We start from the raw sequence: 25,863 nt of genomic DNA on the forward strand, positions 1-25,863 counted from the left end.
ATCGGGGGTCAGGGTTGCAGGGTCGCGTCCTCGACCAGCACCTTATAGGCGTAGCCGCCCCCGAAATCCTTGTTGGCCCGGACGGTGCCCTTGGCGGTAACGATGTCGCCGAGTTTGGTCGCGCTGGTCGTCGTCACCAGCAGGTCGTTGGTATTGTCGGCAGCCGAGCCGGAACCGTCCTGCAAATGGACCCAGTTCTTGCCCATGATGCCCGGGTTGTACTTGACCACCTTGCCGCGCACGACGACCGGCTTGTCCTTGAGCGCCGCGCCCTTGCCGACGATTTCGGCGACGGTGCGCGCATTGGCTCCGGTCGCCCTGGGCACCTTGATCTCGCCAGTCGCCTCCGGGTTGTTGGCCGGCACCGGATGCGGCGCGTTCATCCCGCTGCCGCCGCGCGAACCGGCCACGCTACCGAAATGGATAGTCTCGAAGGTCCGCTTCAGCGACTTGCTCTCGAAATTACGCATCGTCGTCACGTCTTCGATGGTGACTGTCGCGCCCTTTTTCAGGGGCACTTGGCCGACCGCAGCCCAGACTTCGCCGGTTTTCGTCTTGAGGCGGAGATAGGTATAGGGCTCGACCTCTGTAATCTCGAGAACCTCCCCGGTCAGGGTAGCCGCAGCCGAAGCGACGGCCGGTGATTTATCGCCCGCCGCGGCGAACGAGGCAAGGCAGATCAGGCAAATCGCCAGCAAGGTTTTCATGGCCGACAGGTTCCTCAGGGGGTAAAACGCGGAGCTTAACAGTAATGGCCGGACGCCGGTTTCGCGGCTCTTGCCGACGTAAAAAAAGCCGCTGGGCAGCGGCTTTTTGGCGAACGAAAGGAACCGTTACTTTTTCAGCGAATCGCGAATCTCGCGTAGCAGCAGTACATCCTCGGGCGTCGGCGGCGGCGCTTCGGGCTCGGCTGCCGGTGTGCGCAGGCGGTTCAACTGCTTGATCATCATGAAGATGATGAAAGCCAGGATGACGAAGTTGACCAGGATTGTCAGGAAGGAACCGTAGGCGAAGACCGGGACACCGGCTTTCTTGAGATCGGCCAAGGCGACCAGATTGTTCGGGTTGTCGCCGAGCACAAAGAACAGGTTGGAAAAGTCCAACTTGCCGACGACGCGGCTGACCAGCGGCATGATCAGGTCGCCGACGATGGAATCGACGATCTTGCCGAAAGCCCCCCCGATGATGACGCCGACCGCGAGATCCATCGCATTGCCCTTGACGGCGAATTCCTTGAATTCCTGCAGCATTCCCATGTTGGCTCCTTTGTTGTTTATTCGACGGCCCGATTATTCGCGCCGCCGCCGCGCAGCGTCAAGCCGGTTTTCATAAATCCGCGTCATTTCAGGAATGCCCGGCGCAGGCGCTCCACCGCCGCGAGCAGGGTTTCTTCCTTCTTGGCGAAGCAGAAGCGCACGACGCGATTGTCGCGGCCATCGACATAGAACGCCGAGACCGGGATCACCGCCACGCCGACCTCCCGCGTCATCCATTCGGCGAAGGCGCGATCCGGCAGGTCGGACAGCCCGGCATAGCTGGCCAGCTGAAAATAGGTGCCGCGACAGGGCAGCAATTCAAAAGGCAGATCGGCCATCAGGCTGCGGAAAAAGTCGCGCTTTTCCTGGTAGAAAGCGGCCAGCCCGAGGTGGCGCGAGGCATCCTGCATGTAGTCGGCGATCGCCAGCTGCGACGGGGCATGCACCGTGAACACGTTGAACTGGTGCACCTTGCGGAATTCGGCCATGAGGGCGGCCGGACCGACCACGTAGCCGATCTTCCAGCCGGTGATGTGATAGGTCTTGCCAAAGCTGGAAACGACGATGCTGCGCGCCGCCAGTTCCGGATGGGCACACACGCTGGCATGCGGCTCGCCGTCGAAAACGATGTGCTCGTACACCTCGTCGGAGAGCACGACGATGTCGGTGCCGCGAACCAGCGCCGCCAGCTGTTCGAGATCGGCGGCGGTGAGCAGGCTGCCGGTCGGGTTGTGCGGCGAATTGATGATGATCATCCGCGTCCGCTCGCTGATCAGCCCCTTGACCTGCGACCAGTCCGGCGCGTAATCCGGGAACTGTAGCTGGGCATATACCGCCGTGCCGCCGACCGTCTCGATGGCCGGCACGTACGAGTCATAGACCGGCTCGAAGACGATGACCTCATCGCCCGGCCGGACGAAGGCGGCGATGGCGGTGAAGATCGCCTGGGTGGCGCCGGCCGTCACCGTCACCTCCGAGTCGACATCGAAGCGTGGCCCGTAGAGCGTCGCCACCTTATCCACGATAGCCTGGCGCAACTCCGGCAGCCCGGCCATCGGCGGATACTGGTTGCGCCCGGCCAGCATATGGCGGTGCATGGCGTCGAACAGCGAGGGATCGGCCTGAAAATCCGGGAAACCCTGCGACAGGTTGACGGCGCCGCATTCGGCAGCCAACTTGGACATCACGGTGAAAATGGTCGTCCCCATTTCCGGGAAGCGGGAATCGATGCGGATCGGTGTGTGCATGGCGTGGACAAGCGCGAAAGATGGCCGGATCTTGCGGCATTGCCGCAAGATCGACAAGTCTCCGTTACGGTATTGCTAGAGTTTGGCCGCCATCCCCTGCAGTTGCTCGAGGCGTTCGAGCAGTTCGGTCAGGTTGGCCATGCCGCGACTCAATTCATCGACATTGGACAGGCTTGCTGTTACCTGGGCCTGTTCGCGCGCAGCGGCGTCAGTCATCGACTCAATCTGCCCGGAAGCCTGCTCGCTCTTGGCGATCAGCTGATCGATCCCGACCATCGACTCATCGGCGATCTGGCGGATCCGCGAAATCGTCTGCACCGCTTCCTGAATGCTGGAGGCGGTCGCCTCGGCCTGATTCTTGGCCGACTGCGCCAGCTTGCGCACTTCGTCGGCCACCACCGCGAAGCCCCGACCGGCCTCGCCGGCCCGCGCCGCCTCGATCGCCGCATTGAGGGCCAGCAGATTGGTCTGGTCGGCAATCGCGCTGATCCCGCCGGTAATCGAACCGATGGCCTTCGAGAGCCGTTCGAGGTCGTCCAGGCCGCTGCCCAGACTGGCCTGCGAGGCCTGCGAAACCTTGGCCGAGGCGCCGACATCGGACATCAGCGCCAGGGCCTGGCCCAGGGTTTCGGCCTGATGCCGGAAACCGGTCGCCAGCGAAGGTAGCGTATCGACCACCGGCTGCACAGTCCGCTCGTAACGCAGGACCTGATCAACCATGCCGCGCTGCATGCCGTTCAGCGTGATCCAGCGCTGCAAGGCACGCTGGGTGTAGTGCGACGAAAAGGCGGCGTAATGCACCGGGAAGGCGCTCATGAAGGCATCGGCGTAAGTCGGCGTCTCCTTGAAGAAGACCAGGGCCGAGAGCGTCTGGTTGATCGGAATGCCGAGAATTTCGCCGAAGGTCGAAAAGCCGGCAGCCGGCGTCTCGGCGAAGAAGCTGGCCTTGCCGAGTTGCGCCGCATTGCCCAGGCGGCGCAGCACGCAGTCGTTGAGCAGCACGGCAAGCGGGGAGCCCTTGCCGGAAAGGAACTGCTGCCAGTCGCGCTGGGTGGTGGCGATGAAATCGGTCACTTTCAGCAGATGCAGACAGTCGCCGAACTCGATGTCGCAGAAGAAACTGGTCTTCTCGGCCCCGAGCGCGGCAATCGAGCGGATGAACATGGCGTCGTTGACCGAAACGGCGAAGGTATGGCCGGCCAGGTGTTTCTCGACTTCGCTCTCGGAACAGCGGAAATGAGTCGCCAGCGCCGCCAGGAAACGCTCGCTCCGGCCATCTTCGGTAAATACGCTGGTCAGCGTGCGAGCCACCGGATCGGCCTCGGCAACCAGCCAGCTCTTGCCGGCCGGGACGAAATTCTGCGACTTGAATGGCGAAAAGCGGATGCCGCGCTGAACCTTGCAGAAAATCAGCATGGCCTGGCCGGTCAACTGGCGCTTGCCGTCGTGCATGTAGGTGCCGGAAAAATCGAGTTTGCCGCCGGCCGAGCCGCCGATCGCCAGGCAGGGGAAGCGCTGGCTTTCGTACCAGGCGCGCATCAGGAAACCTTCGGAAGCAGACAGCCCGTCGCAGAAGACGAGAGCGAAAGTATCCTGGGCATTGACCGGAAAGGACGGATTGACCCTGTTCAATTCCTGCGCAATTTTGCTCACCCGCTCGCCAACCGTTGCCCCCTGGCCGACATGGAGATCGATGCTGAAGACCTCGCTGCGCTCGACGATTTCATCGGACAACCAGAGAAAACTGCCTTCGCGGTCACCGGCTTCGGCCCCGCAGTAGCTCGAGGCGCCGCCGCTGCACAGGGCGCCTGTAGACGACAGCGCGGCAAAGGTGGCCTTGCCGGACTGGCTGGCAACCAGCCGGCTCAGGCCATCGGCGGTCGCGGAAAAATTGGCGTAAGGCGGCACGAAGCCGACGAAGAGGCCACCCGGCGCGTCGGGCAAGCCAATGTCCCCGAGCCGGACCGGCAGCCGATCGGCATTGAAACGCCCATGCGCGGCAGCCGGCGAGGTTTGGGACACAGCGCCATTACCCGGCGCCTCCCGCTTTGATCCAAAAAACGAAAACATCGTATATCTCCCTTTTATAGCCCGCCCAATCCATCCCCCCGGCGGATCACGGCATAGTGCACGCCGTATCTTCATTTGCGCCAAACGCAAAAACCATTTTGCAGCGACAAATGAAGCAAGTTGCACACCATACAACGACGCGCCGCGGCGACTTTCCTCTTTTGCTTCCGTGCCGGCGCAGAGCACGGCAAAATGTCGGCATTCCGGGCGACCGTCGATAGCTGAACCTCTCGGCGCCAAGACGCCTCCAACCGGAGGCTGGTCAACGCCTCCCTCCCTATCGAACCCGCCTCAAAGCCAAGCCATGAACATCGACGGCATTCCCACCCGTACCCTGCGCGCCCGTCCCGAGCGGCGCGCCATCGACATCATCGACCAGACCCGTCTGCCGCACGCGCTGCATTGGGTCCGCGTCGCCACCCTGGACGAGGCGGCGCACGCCATCCGTGCCATGCAGGTCCGCGGGGCGCCGCTGATCGGCGCCACCGCCGCCTACGGCCTGGCCATCGCGCTGAACGACGACGCCTCCGACGCCCGCTTGCAGGACGCCGCGGCCCAACTGGGCGCGACGCGGCCGACGGCGGTCAACCTGCATTGGGCGCTAGCCCGGATGACCGCATTCCTCAAGCCGCTGCCCGCTGGCGAGCGCGGCGCGGCCGCCTGGGCTGAAGCGGCGGCCATCGCCGAGGAAGATGTCGCCCAGAATGCCAGCATCGGCCAGCATGGCCTCGGCCTCTTCCGCCAACTGGCCCGTCGCCAGGGCACAACCTTGAACATCATGACCCACTGCAATGCCGGCTGGCTGGCGACCGTTGACTGGGGCACCGCGCTGTCGCCAGTCTATGCCGCCTACGGTGCCGGGCTGCCGGTGCATGTCTGGGCCTCCGAGACCCGGCCGCGCAACCAGGGCCTGCTCACCGCCTGGGAACTCGCCCAGCACGGTGTGCCGCACACCGTCATCGCCGACAACGCGGCCGGCATCCTGATCCGCGAGGGCCGGGTCGACGCCGTGATCGTCGGTGCCGACCGCATCGCCGCCAACGGCGACGTCGCCAACAAGGTCGGAACCTATCTGAAGGCCCTGGCCTGCGCCGACAACGGCATTCCCTTCTACGTCGCGGCACCGCGCTCGACCCTGGATTTCGCCTGCCCCGACGGCGCCGCGATTCCGATCGAGGAACGCGACGGCGACGAGTTCCGCCTCGTCCATGGACTCGATGCGCGCGGCATCCCCTCGGCGTTGCATCAAGTGTCACCGCGTGAAGCTGTCGCCAACCCGGCTTTCGACGTCACCCCGGCCCGCCTGGTTACCGCGATCATCACCGAACGTGGCGCCTGCCCGGCCAGCCACGAGGGCCTGTTCGCGCTCTATCCGGAAGAGGCCAATGCCTGACCAACGCGCCGACCTGATCGCCATCGCCCGCGCCATGCGGCCAGCCGGCCTCAATCGCGGCACCTCGGGCAACGTCAGCGTCCGTTCCGGCGAGGGCTTCTACATCACGCCGACCGGCATGCCCTACGAGGCGCTGATTGCCGATGACATTCCGCGGATGGCCTTCGACGGCTCGCACCGCGGCCGACGCAAACCTTCGTCCGAGTGGCGCTTCCACCACGACATCTACGTCAGCCGGCCGGAAGTCGGCGCCGTGCTGCATGCCCACTCGCCCTTCGCCGTCAGCCTGGCCTGCCTGCGCCGCACCATTCCACCCTTCCACTACATGATCGCCCGCTTCGGCGGCGACAGCATCCGCTGCGCCGACTACGCCCTGTTCGGCTCCCAGGAACTGTCGACCAATGCCCTGGCCGCGATGCAGGAGCGCAAGGGCTGCCTGCTCGCCAACCACGGCCAACTGGTCGTCGGGCGCGATCTCGACGAGGCGCTGGCCCTGGCCAGCGAACTGGAAGAACTCTGCGAGCAATACTGGCGCGCCTGCCAGCTCGGCGAACCTGTGCTGCTGTCGGCCGCCGAGATGACCGCCGTGCTGGAAAAATTCGCCGGCTACGGACAGCAATGAGCAAAGGACATCACGACCTTTCGCGCTGGACCCACGCCCACCGCTTCGCCGCCGGCAATGCCGCCGCCGAGCGCGGCACCCGCCTGGTGATGTGGATCACCATCGCCACCATGCTGCTCGAGATCGTCGCCGGCTGGTGGTTCAACTCGATGGCGGTGCTCGCCGACGGCTGGCATATGAGTTCGCACGCCCTGGCCATCGGTCTTTCCGCTTTCGCCTATGGCGCGGCGCGCAAGTACGCCGGCGACCCGAGCTTCGCCTTCGGCACCTGGAAAATCGAAGTCCTGGCCGGCTATACCAGCGCCATCTTTCTGCTGGGCGTCGCCGGCATGATGGTCTTCGGCTCGCTGGAGCGCCTGTGGTCGCCGCAGACCATCCATTACCCGGAAGCGATGGCGGTCGCCGCCCTCGGCCTGGGGGTCAATCTCGTCTGCGCGCTGATCCTCGGCCAGGCCCACGATCATCATCACGGTCAGGACCATGGGCATGACCACGAGCACCACCACGACCTCAACCTCAAGTCAGCCTACATCCACGTCATCACCGATGCGCTGACTTCGGTCCTCGCCATCATTGCCCTGGCCGGCGGCTGGCTGTACGGCTGGGACTGGCTGGACCCGGCGACCGGCCTGGTCGGCGCGCTGCTGGTCGGCATCTGGGCCAGGAACCTGATCCTGCAGAGCGCCCGCGTCCTGCTCGACCGCGAGATGGACCACCCGGTGGTTGGCGAGATTCGCGAGGTGATCGCCCAATTGCCGACCGCCGGCCGCACCGAACTCACCGACCTCCACGTCTGGCGCGTCGGCACCGGCGCCTACGCCTGTGCCCTGAGCGTGCTGACCCACGATCACGACCTCGGCGCCGGAGGCATCCGGGAACACCTGGCCGTGCATGAAGAAATCGTGCACGCCACCATCGAAATCCATTATTGCGACGAGTGCGACTGAGTCCTGCTTTCAGCCACAAATCCCCCCTCTGAGTAACCGGCGGCGCTAAACTGTCGGCCGATGAAAATCCCCTCGCCCCGCCACCAGATCGTCCTCCTCCTCGGGCTCTGCCTGACGGTGATCTGGACCTCCGCTTTCCTTGAACTGAAAAGCAGCCGGGCCAGCGTCCTGCACGAGGCGGAATCGTCGATGCGCTACCAGTCGCAGGTCTTCGCCGAGCATAGCCTGTCGACCATCAAGCGCCTCGACGAACTCTTGCTCGACATGCGCGATTACTGGCACGGGGACTCGACGGACTTTGCCGAACGGGTCAGGCGGCGCCAGGGCATCCTGTCGGATATCGCCCTGCAAGTCGCCATCATCGGGCCGGATGGCGTGATGGCCTTCTCCAATCTGGCCAAGCCGAACAGCCCGGTTAACCTCAGCGAGCGCCAGCATTTCCGAGTCCACAAGGAGGCTGGCGGCAGCGACCAGCTCTATATCAGCAGCCCGTTGAAGGGCAAGGTTTCCGGAAAGTGGTCGATCCAGTTCACCCGACCGATCCTGCGCGACGGGCGGTTTGCCGGCGTCATCGTCGTCTCGGTGAGCCCGGATATCTTTGCCGGCTTTCACGGCTACCTGAAGCTGACGCCCGACGGCGCGGCCACCGTCACCCGCGACGGCGAGATCCTGGCCCGCCACCCGAACGATGAGCGCCACTACGGCCAACGCCTGACCGGAACCGCTTTCACTGACCCGGAAGCGAGCGGCGCCGGGACTTTCGTCAAGGTCGCCCAGACTGATGGCATCGAGCGCCTCTACGGCTACTACAAGCTGCCCGAACACCGGATGACCTTCGTGCTCGGCGAGCCGATGACGACGGTCATCCAGCCCTATGTTGACCATCGCGATGCAGTCCTGCTCACCGCCCTCATTGCCAGCCTGATGAGCCTGCTGCTGATCGGACTGGTGTACCGCTCGCAGTTGGCGAGCCATGCGGCGACGCAAGCCCTGCGGGCGAGCGAGGCCCGTTATCGGCAGTTTTTCCAGGTCAACACCGCGATCAAGCTTGCCGTAGACCCGGGCAGCGGCCTGATTACCGAGGCCAACCAGGCCGCCATCGATTTCTACGGTTACCCGCGCGAGCAACTGCTCGCCATGTCGATCGGCGAGATCAATTGCCTGTCGCCCGAGGCTCTACGCCAGGATCTCGATGACGCCGTGCACAATAACCGGCGCTATTTCAATTTCCGCCACCGCCTGGCCAGCGGCGAGGTGCGCGACGTCGAGGTCTATACCGGCCCTGGCGAGACTGCGGGCCGGCCGATGCTGTACTCGATCATTCACGACATCACCGAACGCAAGAAAATCGAATCCGAGCTCCGACTGCTCAGCGAAGCGGTCAACCAGAGCAATGCCTCGATCGTGATGACCGATCCCCTGGGCAACATCACCTTCGTCAACGACGCCTTCGAACGAACCACCGGTTACCGCCGCACCGAAGCCCTCGGCCAGAACCCGCGGTTCATGCAATCCGGCCAGACCGCGCCGGAGAAGTATCGGGAGCTGTGGGAGACCATCACCGCCGGGCGAACCTGGCAGGGCGAACTCTATAACCGGCGCAAGGACGGCAGTTACTACTGGGAACTGGCCAGCATCTCGCCAGTCACCGACCCGGCCGGAGCGATCACGCACTTCATCGCGGTCAAGGACGACATCACCCAGCGCAAACTGCAGGAAGAGGAATTGCGCACCGCCAAGCAGGCGGCGGAAGGGGCCAATGTCGCCAAGAGCCGCTTCCTGGCCACCATGTCGCACGAGATCCGTACCCCGCTCAACGGCATTCTCGGCATGGCACAGATCCTCCTGATGCCGAACCTGAAACCCAACGAAAAGCTGGATGCGGCACGGACCATTCTCAACTCCGGGCAAACCTTGCTCACCCTGCTCAATGACATTCTCGACCTTTCCAAGGTCGAGGCCGGCAAACTGGAACTGGCCCGCCGCGCCTTCGATCCTGCCCAACTGATTGGCGACACGGCTGCCCTGTTCGGCGAAAGTGCCAAATCGCGCGGCCTCGTTCTCGACTTCGCTTGGCACGGCACCAGCGGCCAACGCTACTGGGGTGACCCGATCCGGGTCCGCCAGATGCTGTCCAACCTGCTCAGCAATGCCATCAAATTCACCGAACAGGGCGGTATCCGGATCGAAGGCCGGGAGAAAATCCGGGCCGATGGGCGGGGCGTGCTCGCCTTCACTGTGACCGACTCCGGCATCGGCATCGACGAAATGCTGCAGGCCGAGCTTTTCCAGCCCTTCTCGCAAGTCGATAGTTCGAGCACCCGCAAGTTCCAGGGCACCGGCCTCGGGCTCTCGATCATCCGCCAGCTTGCCGAACAGATGGGCGGCGAAGCCGGCGTCGCCAGTCGGGGCGGCGAAGGGGCCAGCTTCTGGTTCGAGATTCAGGCCGAACCCGTCGCGCCGGACGAAGACACGCGCCAGCACAATCGCCCCCCGGTCACCGCCCTCCCGGCGCCCAGCCCCGACCCGAAGCGGGTGCTGGTCGTCGAAGACAATGCCACCAACCGCCACGTCATCGCCGCCATCCTGGCCAAGCACGGGATCGCAGTCGATTGCCTCGACAACGGCGCCCTCGCCGTGCGCGCCATTACCGGCGGCGAAATCCACCCCGACCTGATCCTGATGGACTGCCAGATGCCGGTCATGGACGGTTTCCAGGCAACCCGGGAGATTCGTCAGTGGGAACAAGCCAATGCCCGGCCGCCGCTGCGCATCGTCGCACTGACTGCGGCCGCCTATGAAGAAGATCGTCAGCTTTGCCTGGCCGCCGGCATGGACGATTTCCTGGCCAAGCCGGTCGATGTCAAGGCTCTGCTTGGTGCGCTGGGCCCCATCGCCTGACCCCCGACAATCAACTCAGTTCGCGGCGCTCGCGTTCAAGTTTGTCGATGTAGCGCTGAATGCGGTTTTGCGCAATGGTCGGCAGGTCGTTGAACTGCAGCCCGATATGCCAATGCCGCTCCCCTTGACGGCTTTCGCGCTCGCTCAGGTTGCGGATCGTTGCACTGCAAAACAGTTCCTGCGTATCGTCAGGAAGGGCGAAATGGCAGTTCGACAAGACCACGCCTACGTCCAGACCTTCCGGCAATTCGACAGCGTTGAGCCCGATACCGGTCACCGAAATGTCGTGCGTCGGCAGACTGAGCAGCTGACCGTTAGCCAGGCGCGCGAAAAACTGCAGGGGCCGGGCACGCGGAGTCAGCACCCGGAACGATTCACGCCGCTGCAGGCGAACGAGAAATTTCGGCAAGGCGGTCGAAAAAGCCTTGGCGCCGGCATAGGTCACTTCGGTGGCCGGTCCGGTCGAAAACTGGACATGAATGCCGCCGGGCCGACCGACAAAAACATTGTGTTTGCTCAGCAGCAGATGGCGATTGGCTTCCAGGCTGCCGCTGCAATCAAAAATCAGCGCGTCTTTTTCGGGCAGGACAGCGAGCAGGATCGTCGGAAAGAAGTCGCCTTCCAAATGCACCGTGAACGGCTCGGCATCGCGCGCAAAGCCGGCCAGCGTAAAGGCCACCGGCCGGCTGCCGGTAATGTGAAATCGTTCCTGGATTTCAGCTTCGGAAAGTATGGCGATCTGGCTCATTGCGTTTCAAGAAGTCGTAACAGGGAGGACGTATCGTCACGCCCCCAGCCCTGAGCCATCAGCGCATTCAACTGCTGGCCGACGACTGCGCTGAGCGGCATGGCGACCCCGCTGCGCCGCGCGGCCTCGAGCACCAGACCGTAATCCTTGTGATGCAGCCGGGCTTCGATGCCGGCTGCAAAATCGCGACTGACCATGCGCTCGCCCATCACGTTGAGCACGCGCGAGGCGGCTGAGCCGCCGGCCAGCGCCTGTTTGACCTTGGCACAATCGACACCGGAGGCGGCGGCCAGCCGCATCGCCTCGGCGACGGCCTGGATGGCGGCGACCATGATCATCTGGTTGCAGGCCTTGGCGACCTGCCCGGCGCCCTGCGGCCCGACATGGACAATGCGCTGGCCAAGGCAGTCGAGCAGCGGCCGGACCCGTTCAAGCACCGCCGCCTCGCCCCCGGCCATGATCGCCAGCGAGGCGTCAATGGCGCCCTGGGCGCCGCCGGAGACCGGGGCATCGAGCATGGCAATGCCTTTTTCGGCGAGGCGGGCGGCGATCTGTCTCGCCACCTCGGGGGCGATGGTCGAGCAGTCGACCAGCACCGAACCGGGTGCCATGCCCTCGCTCAAGCCGTCCTTGCCGAGCGCGACGGCCTCGACGTCGGCGCTCGAAGTGACCACAGTGAACACCACTTCGCATTGCCGCCCGAGTTCGGCTGGCGTCGCGCACAAGGTCGCCTCCAGGCCGTCGGCACTGGCCGGGCGGCGGCTCCACACGAACAGTTCATGGCCGGCGCGCTGCACATGCTGCGCCATCGGGCGTCCCATGACGCCCAGCCCGATGAAACCGACCTTCATGCCTGGCCCGACAACCGTTCGAGCAGTTTGAGCACGGCAATCGAGTCTTCCTCACCCAGTCCCGAACCAACCATGGCGTTGAACATCTGCGCCGTTGCCGCCGAACCGGGCAGGCAGAGGCCGAGTTCGTGCGCCGTCTGCATCACGATGTTCAGATCCTTCTCGTGCATCCAGCTCTTGAAGCCCGGCTTGAAATTGCGGTCGAGCATGCGCTGACCGTGGTTTTCGAGGATCTTCGAATAGGCGAAGCCGCCGAGCAGGGCCTCGCGAACCTTAGCGCAATCGACGCCGTTCTTGCTGGCGAAGGCATAGGCTTCGGCGACCGCCAGCACGCCCATGCCGGTAACGATCTGATTGGCCGCCTTGGTCACCTGGCCGGCCCCGGAAGCGCCGACGTGTACGACATTCTTGCCCATGCAGGCGAAGGCCGGCTGGGCCTTGGCAAAGGCGGCGGCGGAGCCGCCGACCATGATCGACAGGCTGCCGGCAATGGCGCCAACTTCGCCACCGGAAACCGGGGCGTCGAGAAAGTCGACGCCGGACCCGGCCAGTTCCTCACCGATCCGGCGGGCGGCGGCCGGCGCGATGGTGCTCATGTCGACGGCGACCAGCCCCGGCGCCGCGCCGGCGGCGACGCCGCGCATGACTTCGGCGACATCGGGCGCATCGGCGACCATCGAGATGACCAGTTCGTTACCCTGCGCCGCCGCGGCCGGGCTGGCGGCGGCCAGCGCGCCGGCGTCGAGCAGCGGCTGCATGGATTCGGCGCGGCGCGCCCAGACGGTCACGGTATGGCCGCCCTTGATCAGATTGAGCGCCATCGGGCGCCCCATGATGCCGAGGCCGAGAAAAGCGATTTTCATGGATAGTGGACTCCAAGTCGGTGAGACCCGGATTTTAGGCCGGCCGGCCGACGGGTCAAGCCTGATCAGGCGGCCTGTTCGGCCAGACGGAAAAAATCGCTGACAGCGGCGACTTCTTCGGCGACCACCGGCCGGAAGAAGTGGAAACCCTGCACGCGCTGGCAATCCAGGGCGCGCAGGAAATCGGCCTGGGCCGGGGTCTCGACGCCTTCGGCCACCAGATTGAGGCCGAGCGAGCGGCCGAGGGCGATGATCGAGGTCACCAGCGAGGCGGCATCGCTGTCCGAGGCGACATCGGCGACGAAGGTCCGGTCGATTTTCAGGCGATCGACCGGGAACAAGCGCAGATAGGCCAACGACGAGTAGCCGGTGCCGAAATCGTCGATCGCCAGCTTGATGCCCATTTCCTTGAGCGTGGCCAGCGTCTGGATCGAGGCATCGGCACTGTGCATCACGGTGCTCTCGGTGATTTCAAGTTCCAGGCGCTCGGCCGGCAGGCCGGTCTCGAGCAGCACGGCGCGCACCAACTGGGCAAACTCCGGCTGGCGGAACTGGTGCGCGGAAATATTGACGGCCATCTCGCCGATGTCGATGCCGGCATCGAGCCAGGCCTTGGCCTGACGGCAGGCGGTGAGCAGCACCCAGTGGCCGAGCGGCAGGATCAGACCGCATTCCTCGGCAATCGGAATGAAATCATCCGGGGCGATCATGCCGCGTTGCGGGTGCAGCCAGCGGACCAGCGCCTCGACACCGACCACGCTGCCGCTCACCAGGTCGACCTGCGGCTGGTAGTGCAGTAATAACTGGTTCTTGGCCAGCGCATCCCACAGTTCGCTTTCCAGGTGCAGGCGCTTGTTGGCGGCGGCATTCATCGGCTCGGCGAAGAACTGGTAGTTGTTGCGTCCGCTGGCCTTGGCGAAATACATCGCGGTATCGGCATTGCGAATCAGCGCTTCGGCCGTTTCGCCGTCGGTCGGGAAGAAGCTGATGCCGATCGACGGACTGGTATGCAATTGGTGACCAAGGACTTGGCAAGGTTCGCCAACGGTACGCAACAGACGCTCGAGCAGTTCACTCACCGGCTCGGCACCGGCGTCTTCGAGGACCACGACAAATTCGTCGCCGCCCAGGCGGAACAGCCGCCCGCGCCAGTCGAGGACGAGTTGCAGGCGGCGGGCAATCTCGCTCAGTAATTGGTCGCCGGCGTGATGCCCCAGCGAATCGTTGACCGTCTTGAAGTTGTCGAGATCGATGATCAGCACGGCGAGGCGGGTCTCACTGCGCGCCGCATTGCCGAGGGCATCGGCCAGATGCAGCCCGAGGGCCAGACGGTTGGGCAGGCTGGTCAGCGGATCGTGATGCGCCAGATAATCGATGCGCGCCTCCTGCGCCTTCTGGGCGCTGATGTCGGAGAAGACGGCGACGTAATGCGAAACATGCTCCGGCGTGGTCTCGCAGATGGCCGTGATGCGCATCTGTTTGGGGTAGATTTCGCCACCCTTGCGCCGATCCCAGACTTCGCCTTCCCAGCTTCCCTTCTCGGCAACGCGTTCCCAGATCGCCAGGTAGAAGTCGGCACCATGGCGACCAGCCCCCAGCATGACCGGGGTCTGGCCGAGCACATCAGCGGCGCTGTAACCCGTGATCCGCTCGAAAGCCGGGTTGACCATCAGGATGCGCTGCTCCAGATCGGTCACCATCATCGCTTCGGAAGTATGGTCGATAATCCTGCGCTGCAGCCGCAGCTGCTCGCTCACCCGGTACTGGGCACGCAAAAGGACGCCGCCACCGGCCACCATCAGCAGGGCGAGCAGTACGCCGCCCAGCAGTGGCGAGACAAGGACGCTGACGCCCCCGGCCAGGGCAATTGCCACCAGCCCCAATACCAGGATTTTGCGCCACGTTAGGGCCGGGTCATGCATCAGGATTCAACTACCACGCCATTATTGATGGCGGCAGTGTAACTGAGCGGACGGCCACGCCATAGGTACTATTTCACGGTCGGCCAAAAACAGGTAAACTGCATATATTACAAACGCTTGAATGCTTTTTTTAAAGCACTATCTTGAAATGCCCCTGGCAACTAGTGCCAGCCTCTGCCTCTATGGCACTAGCCGCAACAACCACCGCCATTGCTGCGCTTGACGCCTAGCTTGGCGAGCAGCTTTTCCGGCGGGCAGAAGCCGGTAAAGCCGCTTTGCAACAAGTTCAAGCCGACGAAAGCGGTGAAGGCGAGGAACCACTTCGAAACGAAGATGGGGCTACCGTCGATGCCGAGCGCCAGCGAGAGCAGGATGAAGAAACCCGCCATGATGCGGATGATGCGTTCGATGGTCATGCTTGATGCTCCTTGCGGAAAGCCGCGAAATAGAGAACGGGGATCACCACCAGCGTGAGCAGGGTGGAGACCAGGATGCCGAAGATCAGACTCAAGGCCAGGCCGTTGAAGATCGGATCGTCGAGGATGAACAGGGCGCCGAGCATGGCGGCCAGCGCGGTCAGCGCGATCGGCTTGGCGCGCACCGCCGCCGACTGGATTACCGCATCATGGAAGTCCATGCCGGCCGCCACCTGCTGCTTGATGAAATCGACCAACAGGATGGAGTTGCGGACGATGATGCCGGCCAGCGCGATCATGCCGATCATCGAGGTGGCGGTGAACTGGGCGCCGAACAGGGCGTGACCCGGCATGACGCCGATGATGGTCAGCGGAATCGGCGCCATGATGATCAGCGGCACCAGGTAGCTGCCGAAATGGGCGACGACCAGCAGGTAGATCAGGATCAGGCCGACACCGTAGGCGATGCCCATGTCGCGGAAGGTTTCGTAGGTCACCTTCCACTCGCCGTCCCACTTGACGCTGTAGCCGGCGTAGGGATCGGCCGGCTGGCGGATGAACCACTCGCCCAGCGTACCTCCCTCGGCCAGGGCCATGCCGTTGATCCGGGCGCGGACGTCGAACATGCCGTAGAGCGGCGAATCGAGCTTGCCGCCCATGTCGCCGACGACATAGACGACGGGCAGCAGATCCTTGTGATAGATGGTCTTCTCGCGCCCCTGGTCGCGCACCTCGACCAGTTCGGAAACCGGCACCAGCTGGCCGTCGCGGGAACGCACGCGGAGTTTCAGCAAGGCGTCGAGCGAGGACTGCTGGTCGGCCGGCAGCGTGATGCGGACCGGGATTTCGAACTTGGAGTCGGCATTGCGCACCGGGGTCACGTCCTGACCGGCCAGCCCCATGCCGACCACCTCGACGATGTCGCTCTGCGCCACTCCGAGCAGGGCCGCCTTGCTCTGCAGCACATGCAGCACGGCCTTGCGCGAATCGGCGTCGATGTAATCGTCGACCGCCACCAGGTCTTTGGTCGTTGCAAAGGCCGCGCGCACCTGCTTGCCGACCGCCATTTGCCCCGCCATCTCCGGACCGTAGATTTCGGCGACGATCGGCGACATCACCGGCGGCCCGGGCGGCACTTCGACGACCTTGGCATTACCGCCGTTCTGCTTGCCGATCGCCTCGACCCGCTCGCGCAGCGCGCCGGCGATCTGGTGACTACTGCGCGTGCGCTGCTTCTTGTCGGCCAGATTGACCTGGATGTCGCCCTTTTCGGGCGTGGCGCGCAGGTAGTACTGGCGGACCAGGCCGTTGAAATTGATCGGGCTGGCGGTCCCGGCATAGGCCTGGTAATTGGTGACCTCATCGACGGTCGCCAGTTCGGCGCCGATTTCGTTGAGGACGCGGGCGGTTTCTTCGACCGGCGTGCCGACCGGCATGTCGAGGATGACCTGGAATTCACTCTTGTTGTCGAGCGGCAACATCTTCAGCACGACGAGCTGGAAGTAAGCCAGCGATACCGAGCCGAGGATCAGCAGGATGATGACGATGGCGAGCTTGATCCGCGCCGCGCCGCCCTTGAGCGGATCGAGGAAGGGGGTCAGCAGCTTGCGGAAAGAGCTGTCGAGTTTGGCATCGAGTTTCGACGGCGGGTGGCCGGCGCCGGCCCCGTGCGTCTTCATCAGTTTGCCGGCCAGCCACGGGGTGACGATGAAGGCGACGGCCAGCGAGATCGCCATGCCCATCGACGAATTGATCGGGATCGGGCTCATGTACGGCCCCATCAGGCCGCTGACGAAGGCCATCGGCAGGAGCGCGGCGATCACCGTCAGCGTTGCCAGAATGGTCGGCCCGCCAACTTCGTCGACCGCCGGCGGAATGATTTCGAGCAGGCCTTTCTCGGGATGCAGGCCCTGCCAGCGATGAATGTTCTCGACGACGACGATGGCGTCGTCGACCAGGATGCCGATCGAGAAGATCAGCGCAAACAGCGACACCCGGTTCAGCGTGAACCCCCAGGCCCAGGAAGCGAACAGCGTCGCGGCCAGGGTCAGGGTCACGGCGACGCCGACGATCACCGCCTCGCGCCGGCCGAGGCGAAGAAAACGAGGAGCACGACGAAGGCCGTGGCGAAGACCAGCTTGCCGATCAGCTTCTGCGCTTTCTCGGTCGCCGTCGCACCGTAATTGCGCGTCACGGTGACTTCGACGCCCTCCGGAATCACCGTGCCGTCCAGGCTTTCGATCCGCGCGATGGCGGCCGTCGCGACATCGGCTGCATTGACGCCGGGCTGCTTGGAGAGCTGCAGCGTCACCGCCGGGAATTCGCCGTCCTTGCTGCCGAACCAGGCATAGGCCTTGGGCTGGTCGGGGCCGTCCTCGACCGTCGCCACGTCGCTGAGGAATACCGGCGTCCGCTTACCGGCCTCGCCGCGCACGGCGACGACCAGCTGCTGCACATCGGCCGCCGATTCGAGATAGGTTCCGGTCTGGACCAACAACTCGCTGTTGCCGGCGGTCAGGCTGCCTGAGGATTGCAGCGCGTTCGAGACTTTCAGGGCGCCGGCGATGTCCTGCGGCGTCACCGCGTAGGCATTCATGCGCTCGCCATCCATCAGAACGCGAATGGCGTGATCGGGACCGCCGATGGTCGATACGTCGCGCGTGCCCTTGATCCGTTTCAGCTCGATCTCGACGGCGCGGGCCACCTGCTGCAGGTCGAAGGCCGAGCGCTCGGGGTCTTCCGTCCAGAAGGTCAGCGCGACGATCGGTACGTCGTCGATGCCGCGCGGCTTGATCACCGGCTCGAGGACCCCGAGATTGGGCGGCAGCCAGTCGCGGTGCGAATGCACGGTATCGTAGAGGCGCAGCACCGCATCGTTGTATTTGACGCCGACATCGAACTGCACAGTGATGATCGCCATGCCGGGACGCGACATCGAATAGACGTGCTCGACCCCATGCATCCGCGACAGCACCTGTTCGGCCGGCCGCGCCACGAGGTTCTCGACATCCTTGGCCGAAGCGCCGGGGAAGGCGACCAGCACGTCGGCCATCGTCACGTCGATCTGCGGCTCTTCCTCGCGCGGCGTGACCAGGGTCGCGAACACCCCGAGCAGGAAGGCGACCAGCGCCAGCAGCGGCGTCATCCGCGAGGTCAGGAAGGCGGCGGCAATGCGCCCGGAAAGCCCCAGCACCGGGGCGGTCGAACCAGCTTCGGATTTCATTGCCTACTTGCCCGACTTCAGCTGAATACCAGCCTTGACCGGATCGATCACCACCCTGTCACCGCTGGTCAGGCCGGCCAGCACCACGATCTCGCCCTGCCCGACGGCATTGCCCAGGCGTAGCTGGCGCAAACGCGGACGGGCGCCGGCCGACTGCACATAGACCGCTGTCACCTCGCCGCGGCGGACGACGGCCGTCGCCGGCACGGTCAGTTTTTCGGCCTGGCCGACGACGAAATGGACGCGCGCGAACATGCCGGGCATCGCTTCCGGCACGGCCGGCAGCGTGACGCGAACCTGCGAAACGTGAGTCGTCGCATCGGCCGTCGGCAGCAGGTTGACCGCCGTCGCCGTCACCCATTTGCCGAGTTCGGGAAACTCGACGCGCGCCGTCCTGACGCCGCGCATGTCCTTCAGCCGATACTGCGGCACGCTGGCCGTGACCCGCAAGTCACCCGGTTCGTAGATGGTGAATAGCGGCTTGCCGGGGGTCGCCATGTCGCCCAGTTCGGCGTGGCGGCGGGCGACGATGCCGTTGATCGGCGCAACGATGGTGGCGTGGCTCTGAGCGGCCCCGGCCGCCGCATGATTGGCGCTGGCCGAATCGAGATCGGCCTTGGCCTTGTCGAGTGCCGCCGAACTCATGAACTTCTGGGCAACCAGGCTCTTGGTCCGCTCGTAGTTGACCCGGGCATTGCCGTACTGCGCCGAAGCGGCCCGTGCCGATTCCTCGGCCTCGCGGGCATCGATCCGCATCAAGACCTCGCCCTTGCGGACGGCCTGCCCGGCATCGGCCTTGACCTCGAGCACGCGGCCCGCCACCTGGGCGCCGACAGTCGCCTGCTGCACCGCCTCGACCAGCGATTCGGCCGGAAAAGTCAGATCGACCGGGTGGCGCTTGACCACCACCACGGGCAAGCTCTCGACGCTCAGAGCGGCGGTCGACGCCACCAACAGGCCCAAAGTCAGCTTACGAAACAGTTTTGCATTCATGTATATAAGAATACTCTAATTTAACTAACGGACGCAAGGAATCGCCCGCCCCTACGAAACGGACTGCCGTCCGGCCTGGCGGTTCAGCAACTGCACCTGACGCAAGCCAAGATACGCGGTCAGTGTTCCGAGTAGCGCGATCACCAGCACCACCGCACCATCGGTCAGAAAATCTTCGAGGGAATGCCAGCCGGCGTCGGGAGCCACGCTCAACACCCATTCACCGTTGGGAACCGCGATCGGAATATTGACCGGCTGTTCCAGCGGCTGATCCGAACTGCGGGCGAAGACATGCCGCTCGCTAGTCCCCGGCCGATAACGCCAGAGTTCGTAGCGATAGCCGGCTTGTTCGATGGCGTCGAGACGGGTCATCACCAGCAGGTCGGGTACCCGGATCAGCACCTGGACCAGTCCCCAGAACACCTCGTTGCCCTCGTCATCGCGCAGGAATACCGGGTTCCGGCCGACCACGCCGATCCCGCCCTGGCGCAATTCGACGGGTCCGGTCAGCCCGAGTTGGCGCTGGGCAACGACTTGGCGAGCTTCCGGCCCCTGCAGCGGATCGGTCAGCGGGCTGAAGCCGATCACCCGTTCATTCCCGGCCAGCGGCTCGACCTCGCTGATCGTGCCGGCGGGCGCCAGCTGCAGGGCACTGATGCCGCCGAACTGATTGATCAGTTCGCCGGCCAGACGCTTGAAGTGGTCGATCTTGCCGCCCCCCTGACGAAGTACGGCGCCGAGTGCGATGGCGGCCGACAGCGAACGATCCAGCCGTCCGCCGAGATCGTGGGCGACAGCCGTGGCCAGTTGGCGCACCTGGATTTCGCGCTGCTGATGGGCGCCACGCTCGATGCCGCAAACGATGGCCCCGGCGAGCAGGGCGATCAGCAAGCCGGCAATCGCGGCACCCAGCGCCGCGCGCCGCCGCCCCTGCGCATCCCCATCTGCGGACAACAAGTATCGCAAAATCACCGTCGCCCCCGTGAACATCCTGATTCCAGTCTAGCCGGGTTTCCAGATATTACGACAACGGGTTTCCCGCACCCACCAGCAGGAGGCCGCCCCGAAGATGGCGGCGAGCGCGACCAGCGCGACGCCGCTGCGCCAGGTGGCGACGTCGTAGAAACGGGCACCGCCGACCATGTCGCCTTGCCAGCCGAGATCCATCGCCCAGCCAACCAGCGGCTGCAACAAGGCGCCAGCCAGAAACCCGCCCATATTGGCGACACTGGTCGACATGCCGGAGAGCAGCGGTGGATTGACTTCCTTGGAGCAGGCCCAGCTCAGGCTGAATCCGGCCGTCGCCAGGCCGAGCAGCGCGAAAAGCGCATAGGAGACGGCAAGCGGCATCGTCACGCAGGACAGGATGATCAGCCAGATCGCTGCATAGAGATGAGAGGAAGCGATCAGCACCGGCTTGCGCCGGCCAAGACGGTCGGACAGCGTGCCGATGAAGAAGCAGCCGACGGCGAAGCCGCCGAACCACAGCGAGAGGTGGGTCGCCGCCACCGCCCGCGCCATGCCGTGCACCTGCATCAGATAAGGCGTCGCCCACAGCCCGGCGAAGGTGAAGAAGGAGCCGGACATGCCGGTATTGACCAGCGCAGCCGGCCAGGTATCGCGGTTGCGGAGGACCGAGACCAAGCCGGACAGCACCGCGGTCCGGTCGAATTTCGGCCGTTCCCTGCCGGCCACCGCCGCCGGGCTGTCGCGGACGATCAACCAGCACAGGCCGCCGAGGACCAGCGACACGGCGCCGACGCCGATGAACACGCCGCGCCAGCCGGAAGCCTGGGCTAGTGCCGAGAGCGGCGCGCCGGCCAGCACCGAGCCAAGATTACCAACCAGCATGCAGATACCGACCATGGTCGCGAAGCGCTCCTCCTCGAACCACACGGCGACCAACTTGAGCATGGCGATGAAGGTGACCGACACGCCGAGCCCGACCAGGGTCCGGCCGACCAGGGCGAGATCGAGGCTAGGCGCGAAGCCGAAGAGGAAGCTGCCGAGTCCGCCGACAATTCCGCCCAGGGCCAGGATGCGGCGCGGGCCCAGGGTATCGACCAGAATCCCGGTCGGGATCTGCATCACGGTGTAGACGTAGAAATAGGTGGCGGCGAGGATGCCGAGCGAGGCGGCCGAGGTCTGGAACGAGGCAGCCAGATCCTGGGCGATGCCGGCCGGGGCGAAGCGCTGGAAGAAGGACAGGACGTAGGCCAGGGCGACGATGCCGAGGGCCAGCCAACGATGGCGGATCTGTTCCGGGGTCAAGCTTTTCATGCGCTGCCTTTTTCGCGATGTTGCCGGCGGGTCGGACCCGGGGCGGTCAGGAGGCCATCTCGATGAGCAAGGTCTCGATCTCCAGCCGGCCGACCGAATTGGCCATGGCGATCAGCATGAAGCCGGGCTTGAGCAGGAAATCCTTGTCGGGATTGAACTGCCAGTCGCCATTGCGCTCGCGCACGGCGAGCAGCACGTAATTGGCGCTGCGCAACTTCAGCGTGCCGAGCGGCTTGGGAATGAAGCCGCCTGGGATCGGCAGTTCCTCGACCCGCAGGTTCTTGTCCGACTTCAACATCTCGTCGAGGAAGGAAACGACATGCGGCCGGATCATCGCCGAAGCGATCCGCATGCCGCCGGTGAAGTCCGGGGAGACGATGGCATCGGCTCCGGCCTTGCGCATTTTCTCGATGTTGCGCGTCTCCTGGCAGCGCGCCACGATGCGCACGCCGGGCTTCAGCTGGCGGGCAGTGATGACGATCATCAGGTTGCGCGAGTCGTCGCCGGTCACCGCGAAGACCCCCTTGGCATCCTCGAGATCGGCCGCCAGCAGGATATCGTCGTCGCTGGCGTCACCATGCAGGTAAAGCAGGCCGACGTTCCTTTCCTTGTATTCCTCGAGGCGTGCGAGGTCTTCGTCGATGGCCACGTAATGGCGCCCGGTGGCTTCCAGTTCGTGGGCGATGTTGCGGCCCACCCGACCGAAGCCGCAGAGGATGTAATGGCCTTTTAGTTTCTTGATCGTTTTTTCCATACGTTTTCTCCGCAAGGTGCCATTGAGGTCGGTTTCGAGCAGCGCCACGGTCACCACCGAGAACAGCAGCGACAGGTTGCCGGCGCCAAGGATGCCGATCACCACGGTCAGTATCCGTGCCGGCTGATTGCTCGACATGTCGATGATTTCACCGAAGCCGATGGTGGCGACGGTGATGAAGGTCATGTAGAAACAGTCGAACCAGGAATATTTGCTCTCGGTGAGCACCATGTAGCCGACCGTGCCGAAGAGGTGCACGGCGAACAGCATGCCGAGGGCGACATAGACCAGGCGGACGATGTAGCCGGTCTGCGACGGGTTAATAACGGACACGGCGCGCGGCCTAGTCGTTGAGCGGCACAGACTGGGTCATGAAGACGACCGCCTTGCCACCATCCATGTTGACGTGCAGAGACTCGACCAGAGGTGGGTTGATCGGCTGCTCGGCATCCCACTTGATGACGAAATTGGCTCCCGAGCCGCCCGAGGCGTCGTTCAGATCGACAAAGAGTTCCAGCGTGCCGAAAGGCGGCAAGGTAACCGGCGCCGGCACGCGCTCCCCGAGCAGCGTCCCATGAGTATCGTAATAGCGCGCCGAGAGCACGCGTAGCGGCCGTTTGCCGTCGGTATTGCGAATGCTGACCAACGCCGATAACAGGACATGCGAGGCCTTGCCGCTCTTGCCCAGGTTGCCGTAAAGCATATGGGAGTAAATCGGTAGGTAGAGCGTCTGGGCCTTGACCAGCGGCCGCGCCTCCTGGGCGATGGCGGTGACCGCCACCAGGGCAAAAACCAGGGCGCAGAACAACGCCCGACCCAATCCCCGATCACTCATTTCTTCCCCTTTGTTCTCGAGCCGCATGACGCAGCGGCCCCCGGATTCTGCCACAGCCCCCGGCAAAGCGCCGAAAGATGCCGACGCGGCCCGCGATCCGCCACACGGCAGCCCGAGAAGCGTTACCATCAGGGCAAAACGCAAGCACGGAGGGAAGCATGCGGGAGTTCTTCAAGTCACTGCACATGTCGGGCGACTTCTGGGGTGGCCTGGCCGCCATGCTGGTCGCGCTGCCAGCCTCGATCGCCTTCGGCGTCACCATCTACTCGGCCATCGCCCCGGCTCACGCCGCCCTCGGCGCCCTGGCCGGCATCGTCGGCGCCACGGTGATCGGGCTGATCGCCTCGACCCTGGGCGGCACCGACCGCCTGATCAGCGCCCCCTGCGCCCCTGCCGCCGCCGTGCTCTCGGCCTTCGCAATCGGGCTGGTGGCCGACGGCGTACCGCAAGGCAACATCATCCTGATGCTGCTCATGCTCGGCATCCTGGCCGGGCTGTTCCAGGTGCTGTTCGGTGTGGTCGGCATCGGCCGCCTGATCAAGTACATCCCCTACCCCGTGGTCAGCGGCTACCTGACCGGCGTCGGCCTGATCATCATCGGCAGCCAGATCGGCAAGCTGGTCGGCACCGAGGCCGGCACCACCTGGTATCACAGCCTGGTCTCGCCCTGGCTCTGGGATTGGCGCGCCGTCGCGGTCGGCGCCGCCACCATGCTCGCCATGCTACTTGGCCCGGGCATCACGCGCAGGGTACCGGGCACCATCCTCGGCATCGCCGCCGGCACGGCCACCTATTTCGGCCTCGCCCTGCAGGACGAGAGCTTGTTCGAACTGGCCGGCAATCCTTTGATCATCGGCCCGTTGGGGGCCAGCAGCGACGGCTATCTGGACTCGATCACCGGGCGCTGGCATGAAATCGGCGATGTCCGCCTGGCTCAGGTCGCCGCTCTGCTCGGCAGTGCGCTGACCCTGGCCGTGCTGCTCTCGATCGACACCCTGAAGACCTGCGTCGTGCTCGACCAGATGACGCGCAGCCGGCACGACCCGAATCGCGAACTGGTCGCTCAGGGCATCGCCAACGTCGCCTCGTCCTCGGTCGGCGGCATCCCGGGCGCCGGGACCATGGGGGCGACCCTGGTCAACCTGTCGAGCGGCGCGACGACCCGCGCTTCGGGCCTGGTCGAAGGCATCTCGGCCCTGATCTTCGCGCTGGTGCTGAGCAATTTCATCGCCTGGATCCCGGTCTCGGCGCTGGCCGGCATCCTGATCGCCGTCGGCCTGCGCATGATCGATCGCGAGCCGCTACGCTTCATCCAGTCCCCAGCCACCGTCTTCGACTTCGCGGTGGTCGTCACCGTCGTCGTCGTCGCGCTGACCATCGGTCTGATCGCTGCCTCGGGGGTCGGCGTGGCGATGGCGATCATCCTCTTCCTGCGCGAACAGATCGGCGGTTCGGTGGTGCGCCACAAGTTCTACGTCAATCAGATGTCCTCGAACTGGCACCGCCCCGAATCGGAAACCCGCATCCTCGAACAAAAGGGCGACCAGGCGGTGATCTTCGAACTGCAGGGCAGCCTGTTCTTCGGCACCACCCAGCAGCTCTACGGCGAACTCGAACCGGAGCTCAAGACCCGCAACTTCGTCATTCTCGACATGAAGCGCATCCAGTCGCTCGATGTCACCGCCGCCCACATGCTCCGCCAGGTACGCGACGCGCTGACTGAGCGCCAGGCCTTGCTGCTGCTCTCCAATGTCCGCGAAAACCTGCCCAACGGCCGCAATCTCCGGGAGTTCCTGGAACAGACCGGGGTTACCGAAAATACCGATACCGTGCGCCTCTTCCCGGAACTGGACAGCGCCATCGAATGGGTCGAGGACCGCCTGCTCGGCGAAGTCGAACAGCTCCAGCCGGCACCGGAAACGCCGCTCGAACTGGCCGAGATGGAACTGTTCAAGAACCGCAAGGACGACACCCTGGCCGATCTCGATGCCCGTCTCGAGCGCCGGACCTATCCGGCCGGCGCAACGATCTACTCGCGCGGCGAACCGGGCGATGCGATCTATCTGATCCGGCGCGGCACAGTCAGGATCTTCGCACCGCTCGGCGCCGGGCGGACGCGGCACATCGCCAGCTTCGGCCGCGGCGACTTCTTCGGCGGCCTGGCTTTTCTGGATGGGCGGCCGCGGGGCGACGACGCGGTTGCCGCCACCGAAACCGAATTTTTCGTGCTTTCGCAGGAGCAATTCAGTCTGCTTGCCGACGAGCACAAACGGCTGGCCGTCACGCTGCTCACCGCCCTGGCCCGTTCGCTGGCGCTCCGCCTGCGTCACGCCGACACCGAAATTGCCATGCTACAGGAGTATTAGAAGATGCTTGGCAACACTGGGTTTGTCGAAACTTCATTGCATAGAAACACCACCAATGGCCTCTTCCATGAAAACCTCTGATATTAGTCAAACAACATCACAATAAATGCCTTAAACATTAATTGCGTAAATCTCCGTGAATTACAATTCGCGCTCGATTATTGCCTGACCATAAA

At 64.4% G+C, this 25,863-nt stretch carries 19 protein-coding genes and 2 pseudogenes; 5 read left to right on the top strand and 16 right to left on the bottom strand.

Going from position 1 to position 25,863, the window contains the following annotated elements; translation table 11 throughout:
- Positions 1–8: 8 nt before the first annotated feature.
- The 5 genes and pseudogenes from NQE15_RS21995 to NQE15_RS24115 form a co-directional block, all read right to left on the bottom strand.
- Positions 9–707, bottom strand: a complete 699-nt coding sequence (locus NQE15_RS21995; protein ID WP_265944804.1) for a hypothetical protein — start codon at positions 705–707, stop codon at positions 9–11.
- 126 nt (positions 708–833) lie between these two features.
- Positions 834–1,256: a large conductance mechanosensitive channel protein MscL gene (gene mscL, locus NQE15_RS22000; RefSeq protein ID WP_265944806.1), complete on the bottom strand. Its 423-nt coding sequence runs from the start codon at positions 1,254–1,256 to the stop codon at positions 834–836.
- Between the two features lie 83 nt (positions 1,257–1,339).
- The gene (locus tag NQE15_RS22005; protein WP_265944808.1) at positions 1,340–2,503 is read right to left on the bottom strand and encodes a pyridoxal phosphate-dependent aminotransferase; all 1,164 of its coding nucleotides are present in this window, start codon (positions 2,501–2,503) and stop codon (positions 1,340–1,342) included.
- 75 nt (positions 2,504–2,578) lie between these two features.
- Positions 2,579–3,319: a methyl-accepting chemotaxis protein gene (locus NQE15_RS24110; RefSeq protein ID WP_416336552.1), complete on the bottom strand. Its 741-nt coding sequence runs from the start codon at positions 3,317–3,319 to the stop codon at positions 2,579–2,581.
- 135 nt (positions 3,320–3,454) lie between these two features.
- Positions 3,455–4,648, bottom strand: a pseudogene (locus NQE15_RS24115) (FIST N-terminal domain-containing protein); the annotation flags it as partial.
- 229 nt (positions 4,649–4,877) lie between these two features.
- On the opposite strand from NQE15_RS24115, the gene mtnA reads away from it, so the two are divergent.
- The 4 genes from mtnA to NQE15_RS22035 are packed head-to-tail and all read left to right on the top strand — an operon-like array spanning position 4,878 to position 10,436.
- Positions 4,878–5,966 carry an S-methyl-5-thioribose-1-phosphate isomerase gene (gene mtnA / locus NQE15_RS22020; RefSeq protein WP_265944810.1) on the top strand — a complete coding sequence of 363 codons (1,089 nt, stop codon included), beginning with the start codon at positions 4,878–4,880 and terminating at the stop codon, positions 5,964–5,966.
- Positions 5,959–6,588 (top strand): class II aldolase/adducin family protein, encoded by a 630-nt coding sequence (locus NQE15_RS22025; RefSeq protein ID WP_265944812.1) that lies wholly within the window; start codon positions 5,959–5,961, stop codon positions 6,586–6,588. The genes mtnA and NQE15_RS22025 overlap by 8 nt, the downstream gene beginning before the upstream one ends.
- Positions 6,585–7,535, top strand: coding sequence for a CDF family Co(II)/Ni(II) efflux transporter DmeF (gene dmeF / locus NQE15_RS22030; RefSeq protein WP_265944814.1), 951 nt, complete (start codon positions 6,585–6,587; stop codon positions 7,533–7,535). Before NQE15_RS22025 ends, dmeF begins: the two co-directional genes overlap by 4 nt.
- A 60-nt stretch (positions 7,536–7,595) precedes the next feature.
- Positions 7,596–10,436, top strand: coding sequence for a PAS domain S-box protein (locus NQE15_RS22035; RefSeq protein WP_265944816.1), 2,841 nt, complete (start codon positions 7,596–7,598; stop codon positions 10,434–10,436).
- A gap of 10 nt (positions 10,437–10,446) precedes the next feature.
- Here the strand turns inward: NQE15_RS22035 and NQE15_RS22040 are convergent, their stop codons facing one another.
- The 11 genes and pseudogenes from NQE15_RS22040 to NQE15_RS22090 form a co-directional block, all read right to left on the bottom strand.
- A complete protein-coding gene (locus NQE15_RS22040) occupies positions 10,447–11,184 on the bottom strand; it encodes a flagellar brake protein (protein ID WP_265944818.1) in 738 nt (245 codons plus the stop codon).
- On the bottom strand, positions 11,181–12,035 hold the full coding sequence (locus tag NQE15_RS22045) for an NAD(P)-dependent oxidoreductase (RefSeq protein ID WP_265944820.1): 855 nt from the start codon (positions 12,033–12,035) through the stop codon (positions 11,181–11,183). The genes NQE15_RS22040 and NQE15_RS22045 overlap by 4 nt, the downstream gene beginning before the upstream one ends.
- Positions 12,032–12,898, bottom strand: coding sequence for an NAD(P)-dependent oxidoreductase (locus NQE15_RS22050; RefSeq protein ID WP_265944822.1), 867 nt, complete (start codon positions 12,896–12,898; stop codon positions 12,032–12,034). The genes NQE15_RS22045 and NQE15_RS22050 overlap by 4 nt, the downstream gene beginning before the upstream one ends.
- Before the next feature lie 65 nt (positions 12,899–12,963).
- The gene (locus tag NQE15_RS22055) at positions 12,964–14,820 is read right to left on the bottom strand and encodes a putative bifunctional diguanylate cyclase/phosphodiesterase (protein WP_265944824.1); all 1,857 of its coding nucleotides are present in this window, start codon (positions 14,818–14,820) and stop codon (positions 12,964–12,966) included.
- A 188-nt stretch (positions 14,821–15,008) separates the two neighbouring features.
- Positions 15,009–15,236: a DUF2892 domain-containing protein gene (locus tag NQE15_RS22060; protein ID WP_265944827.1), complete on the bottom strand. Its 228-nt coding sequence runs from the start codon at positions 15,234–15,236 to the stop codon at positions 15,009–15,011.
- Positions 15,233–18,459 (bottom strand): annotated as a pseudogene (locus tag NQE15_RS22065) (efflux RND transporter permease subunit). Before NQE15_RS22065 ends, NQE15_RS22060 begins: the two are co-directional and overlap by 4 nt.
- Positions 18,460–18,462: 3 nt before the next feature.
- Positions 18,463–19,452, bottom strand: a complete 990-nt coding sequence (locus tag NQE15_RS22070; RefSeq protein ID WP_265944829.1) for an efflux RND transporter periplasmic adaptor subunit — start codon at positions 19,450–19,452, stop codon at positions 18,463–18,465.
- 51 nt (positions 19,453–19,503) lie between these two features.
- Positions 19,504–20,406 (bottom strand): CHASE domain-containing protein, encoded by a 903-nt coding sequence (locus NQE15_RS22075; protein ID WP_265944831.1) that lies wholly within the window; start codon positions 20,404–20,406, stop codon positions 19,504–19,506.
- 48 nt (positions 20,407–20,454) lie between these two features.
- On the bottom strand, positions 20,455–21,732 hold the full coding sequence (locus NQE15_RS22080) for an MFS transporter (RefSeq protein WP_265944833.1): 1,278 nt from the start codon (positions 21,730–21,732) through the stop codon (positions 20,455–20,457).
- Between the two features lie 46 nt (positions 21,733–21,778).
- Positions 21,779–22,819 carry a potassium channel family protein gene (locus NQE15_RS22085; protein WP_265944835.1) on the bottom strand — a complete coding sequence of 347 codons (1,041 nt, stop codon included), beginning with the start codon at positions 22,817–22,819 and terminating at the stop codon, positions 21,779–21,781.
- Positions 22,820–22,829: 10 nt separating this feature from the next.
- Positions 22,830–23,321 carry a DUF3124 domain-containing protein gene (locus tag NQE15_RS22090; protein ID WP_265944837.1) on the bottom strand — a complete coding sequence of 164 codons (492 nt, stop codon included), beginning with the start codon at positions 23,319–23,321 and terminating at the stop codon, positions 22,830–22,832.
- Positions 23,322–23,479: 158 nt separating this feature from the next.
- Between NQE15_RS22090 and NQE15_RS22095 the strand changes: the two genes are divergently transcribed.
- On the top strand, positions 23,480–25,687 hold the full coding sequence (locus tag NQE15_RS22095) for an SLC26A/SulP transporter family protein (protein WP_265944839.1): 2,208 nt from the start codon (positions 23,480–23,482) through the stop codon (positions 25,685–25,687).
- Positions 25,688–25,863: the final 176 nt, after the last annotated feature.

It is taken from the genome of Dechloromonas sp. A34, from assembly GCF_026261605.1.
Taxonomy (GTDB): Bacteria; Pseudomonadota; Gammaproteobacteria; order Burkholderiales; family Rhodocyclaceae; genus Azonexus.

What these genes read in the sequence shown, in the direction of transcription:
- NQE15_RS21995 (WP_265944804.1), bottom strand. Translation starts at nt 707, where the DNA reads ATGAAAACCTTGCTGGCGATTTGCCTGATCTGCCTTGCCTCGTTCGCC.
- mscL (WP_265944806.1), bottom strand. Translation starts at nt 1,256, where the DNA reads ATGGGAATGCTGCAGGAATTCAAGGAATTCGCCGTCAAGGGCAATGCG.
- NQE15_RS22005 (WP_265944808.1), bottom strand. Translation starts at nt 2,503, where the DNA reads ATGCACACACCGATCCGCATCGATTCCCGCTTCCCGGAAATGGGGACG.
- NQE15_RS24110 (WP_416336552.1), bottom strand. Translation starts at nt 3,319, where the DNA reads ATGAGCGCCTTCCCGGTGCATTACGCCGCCTTTTCGTCGCACTACACC.
- mtnA (WP_265944810.1), top strand. Translation starts at nt 4,878, where the DNA reads ATGAACATCGACGGCATTCCCACCCGTACCCTGCGCGCCCGTCCCGAG.
- NQE15_RS22025 (WP_265944812.1), top strand. Translation starts at nt 5,959, where the DNA reads ATGCCTGACCAACGCGCCGACCTGATCGCCATCGCCCGCGCCATGCGG.
- dmeF (WP_265944814.1), top strand. Translation starts at nt 6,585, where the DNA reads ATGAGCAAAGGACATCACGACCTTTCGCGCTGGACCCACGCCCACCGC.
- NQE15_RS22035 (WP_265944816.1), top strand. Translation starts at nt 7,596, where the DNA reads ATGAAAATCCCCTCGCCCCGCCACCAGATCGTCCTCCTCCTCGGGCTC.
- NQE15_RS22040 (WP_265944818.1), bottom strand. Translation starts at nt 11,184, where the DNA reads ATGAGCCAGATCGCCATACTTTCCGAAGCTGAAATCCAGGAACGATTT.
- NQE15_RS22045 (WP_265944820.1), bottom strand. Translation starts at nt 12,035, where the DNA reads ATGAAGGTCGGTTTCATCGGGCTGGGCGTCATGGGACGCCCGATGGCG.
- NQE15_RS22050 (WP_265944822.1), bottom strand. Translation starts at nt 12,898, where the DNA reads ATGAAAATCGCTTTTCTCGGCCTCGGCATCATGGGGCGCCCGATGGCG.
- NQE15_RS22055 (WP_265944824.1), bottom strand. Translation starts at nt 14,820, where the DNA reads ATGCATGACCCGGCCCTAACGTGGCGCAAAATCCTGGTATTGGGGCTG.
- NQE15_RS22060 (WP_265944827.1), bottom strand. Translation starts at nt 15,236, where the DNA reads ATGACCATCGAACGCATCATCCGCATCATGGCGGGTTTCTTCATCCTG.
- NQE15_RS22070 (WP_265944829.1), bottom strand. Translation starts at nt 19,452, where the DNA reads ATGAATGCAAAACTGTTTCGTAAGCTGACTTTGGGCCTGTTGGTGGCG.
- NQE15_RS22080 (WP_265944833.1), bottom strand. Translation starts at nt 21,732, where the DNA reads ATGAAAAGCTTGACCCCGGAACAGATCCGCCATCGTTGGCTGGCCCTC.
- NQE15_RS22090 (WP_265944837.1), bottom strand. Translation starts at nt 23,321, where the DNA reads ATGAGTGATCGGGGATTGGGTCGGGCGTTGTTCTGCGCCCTGGTTTTT.
- NQE15_RS22095 (WP_265944839.1), top strand. Translation starts at nt 23,480, where the DNA reads ATGCGGGAGTTCTTCAAGTCACTGCACATGTCGGGCGACTTCTGGGGT.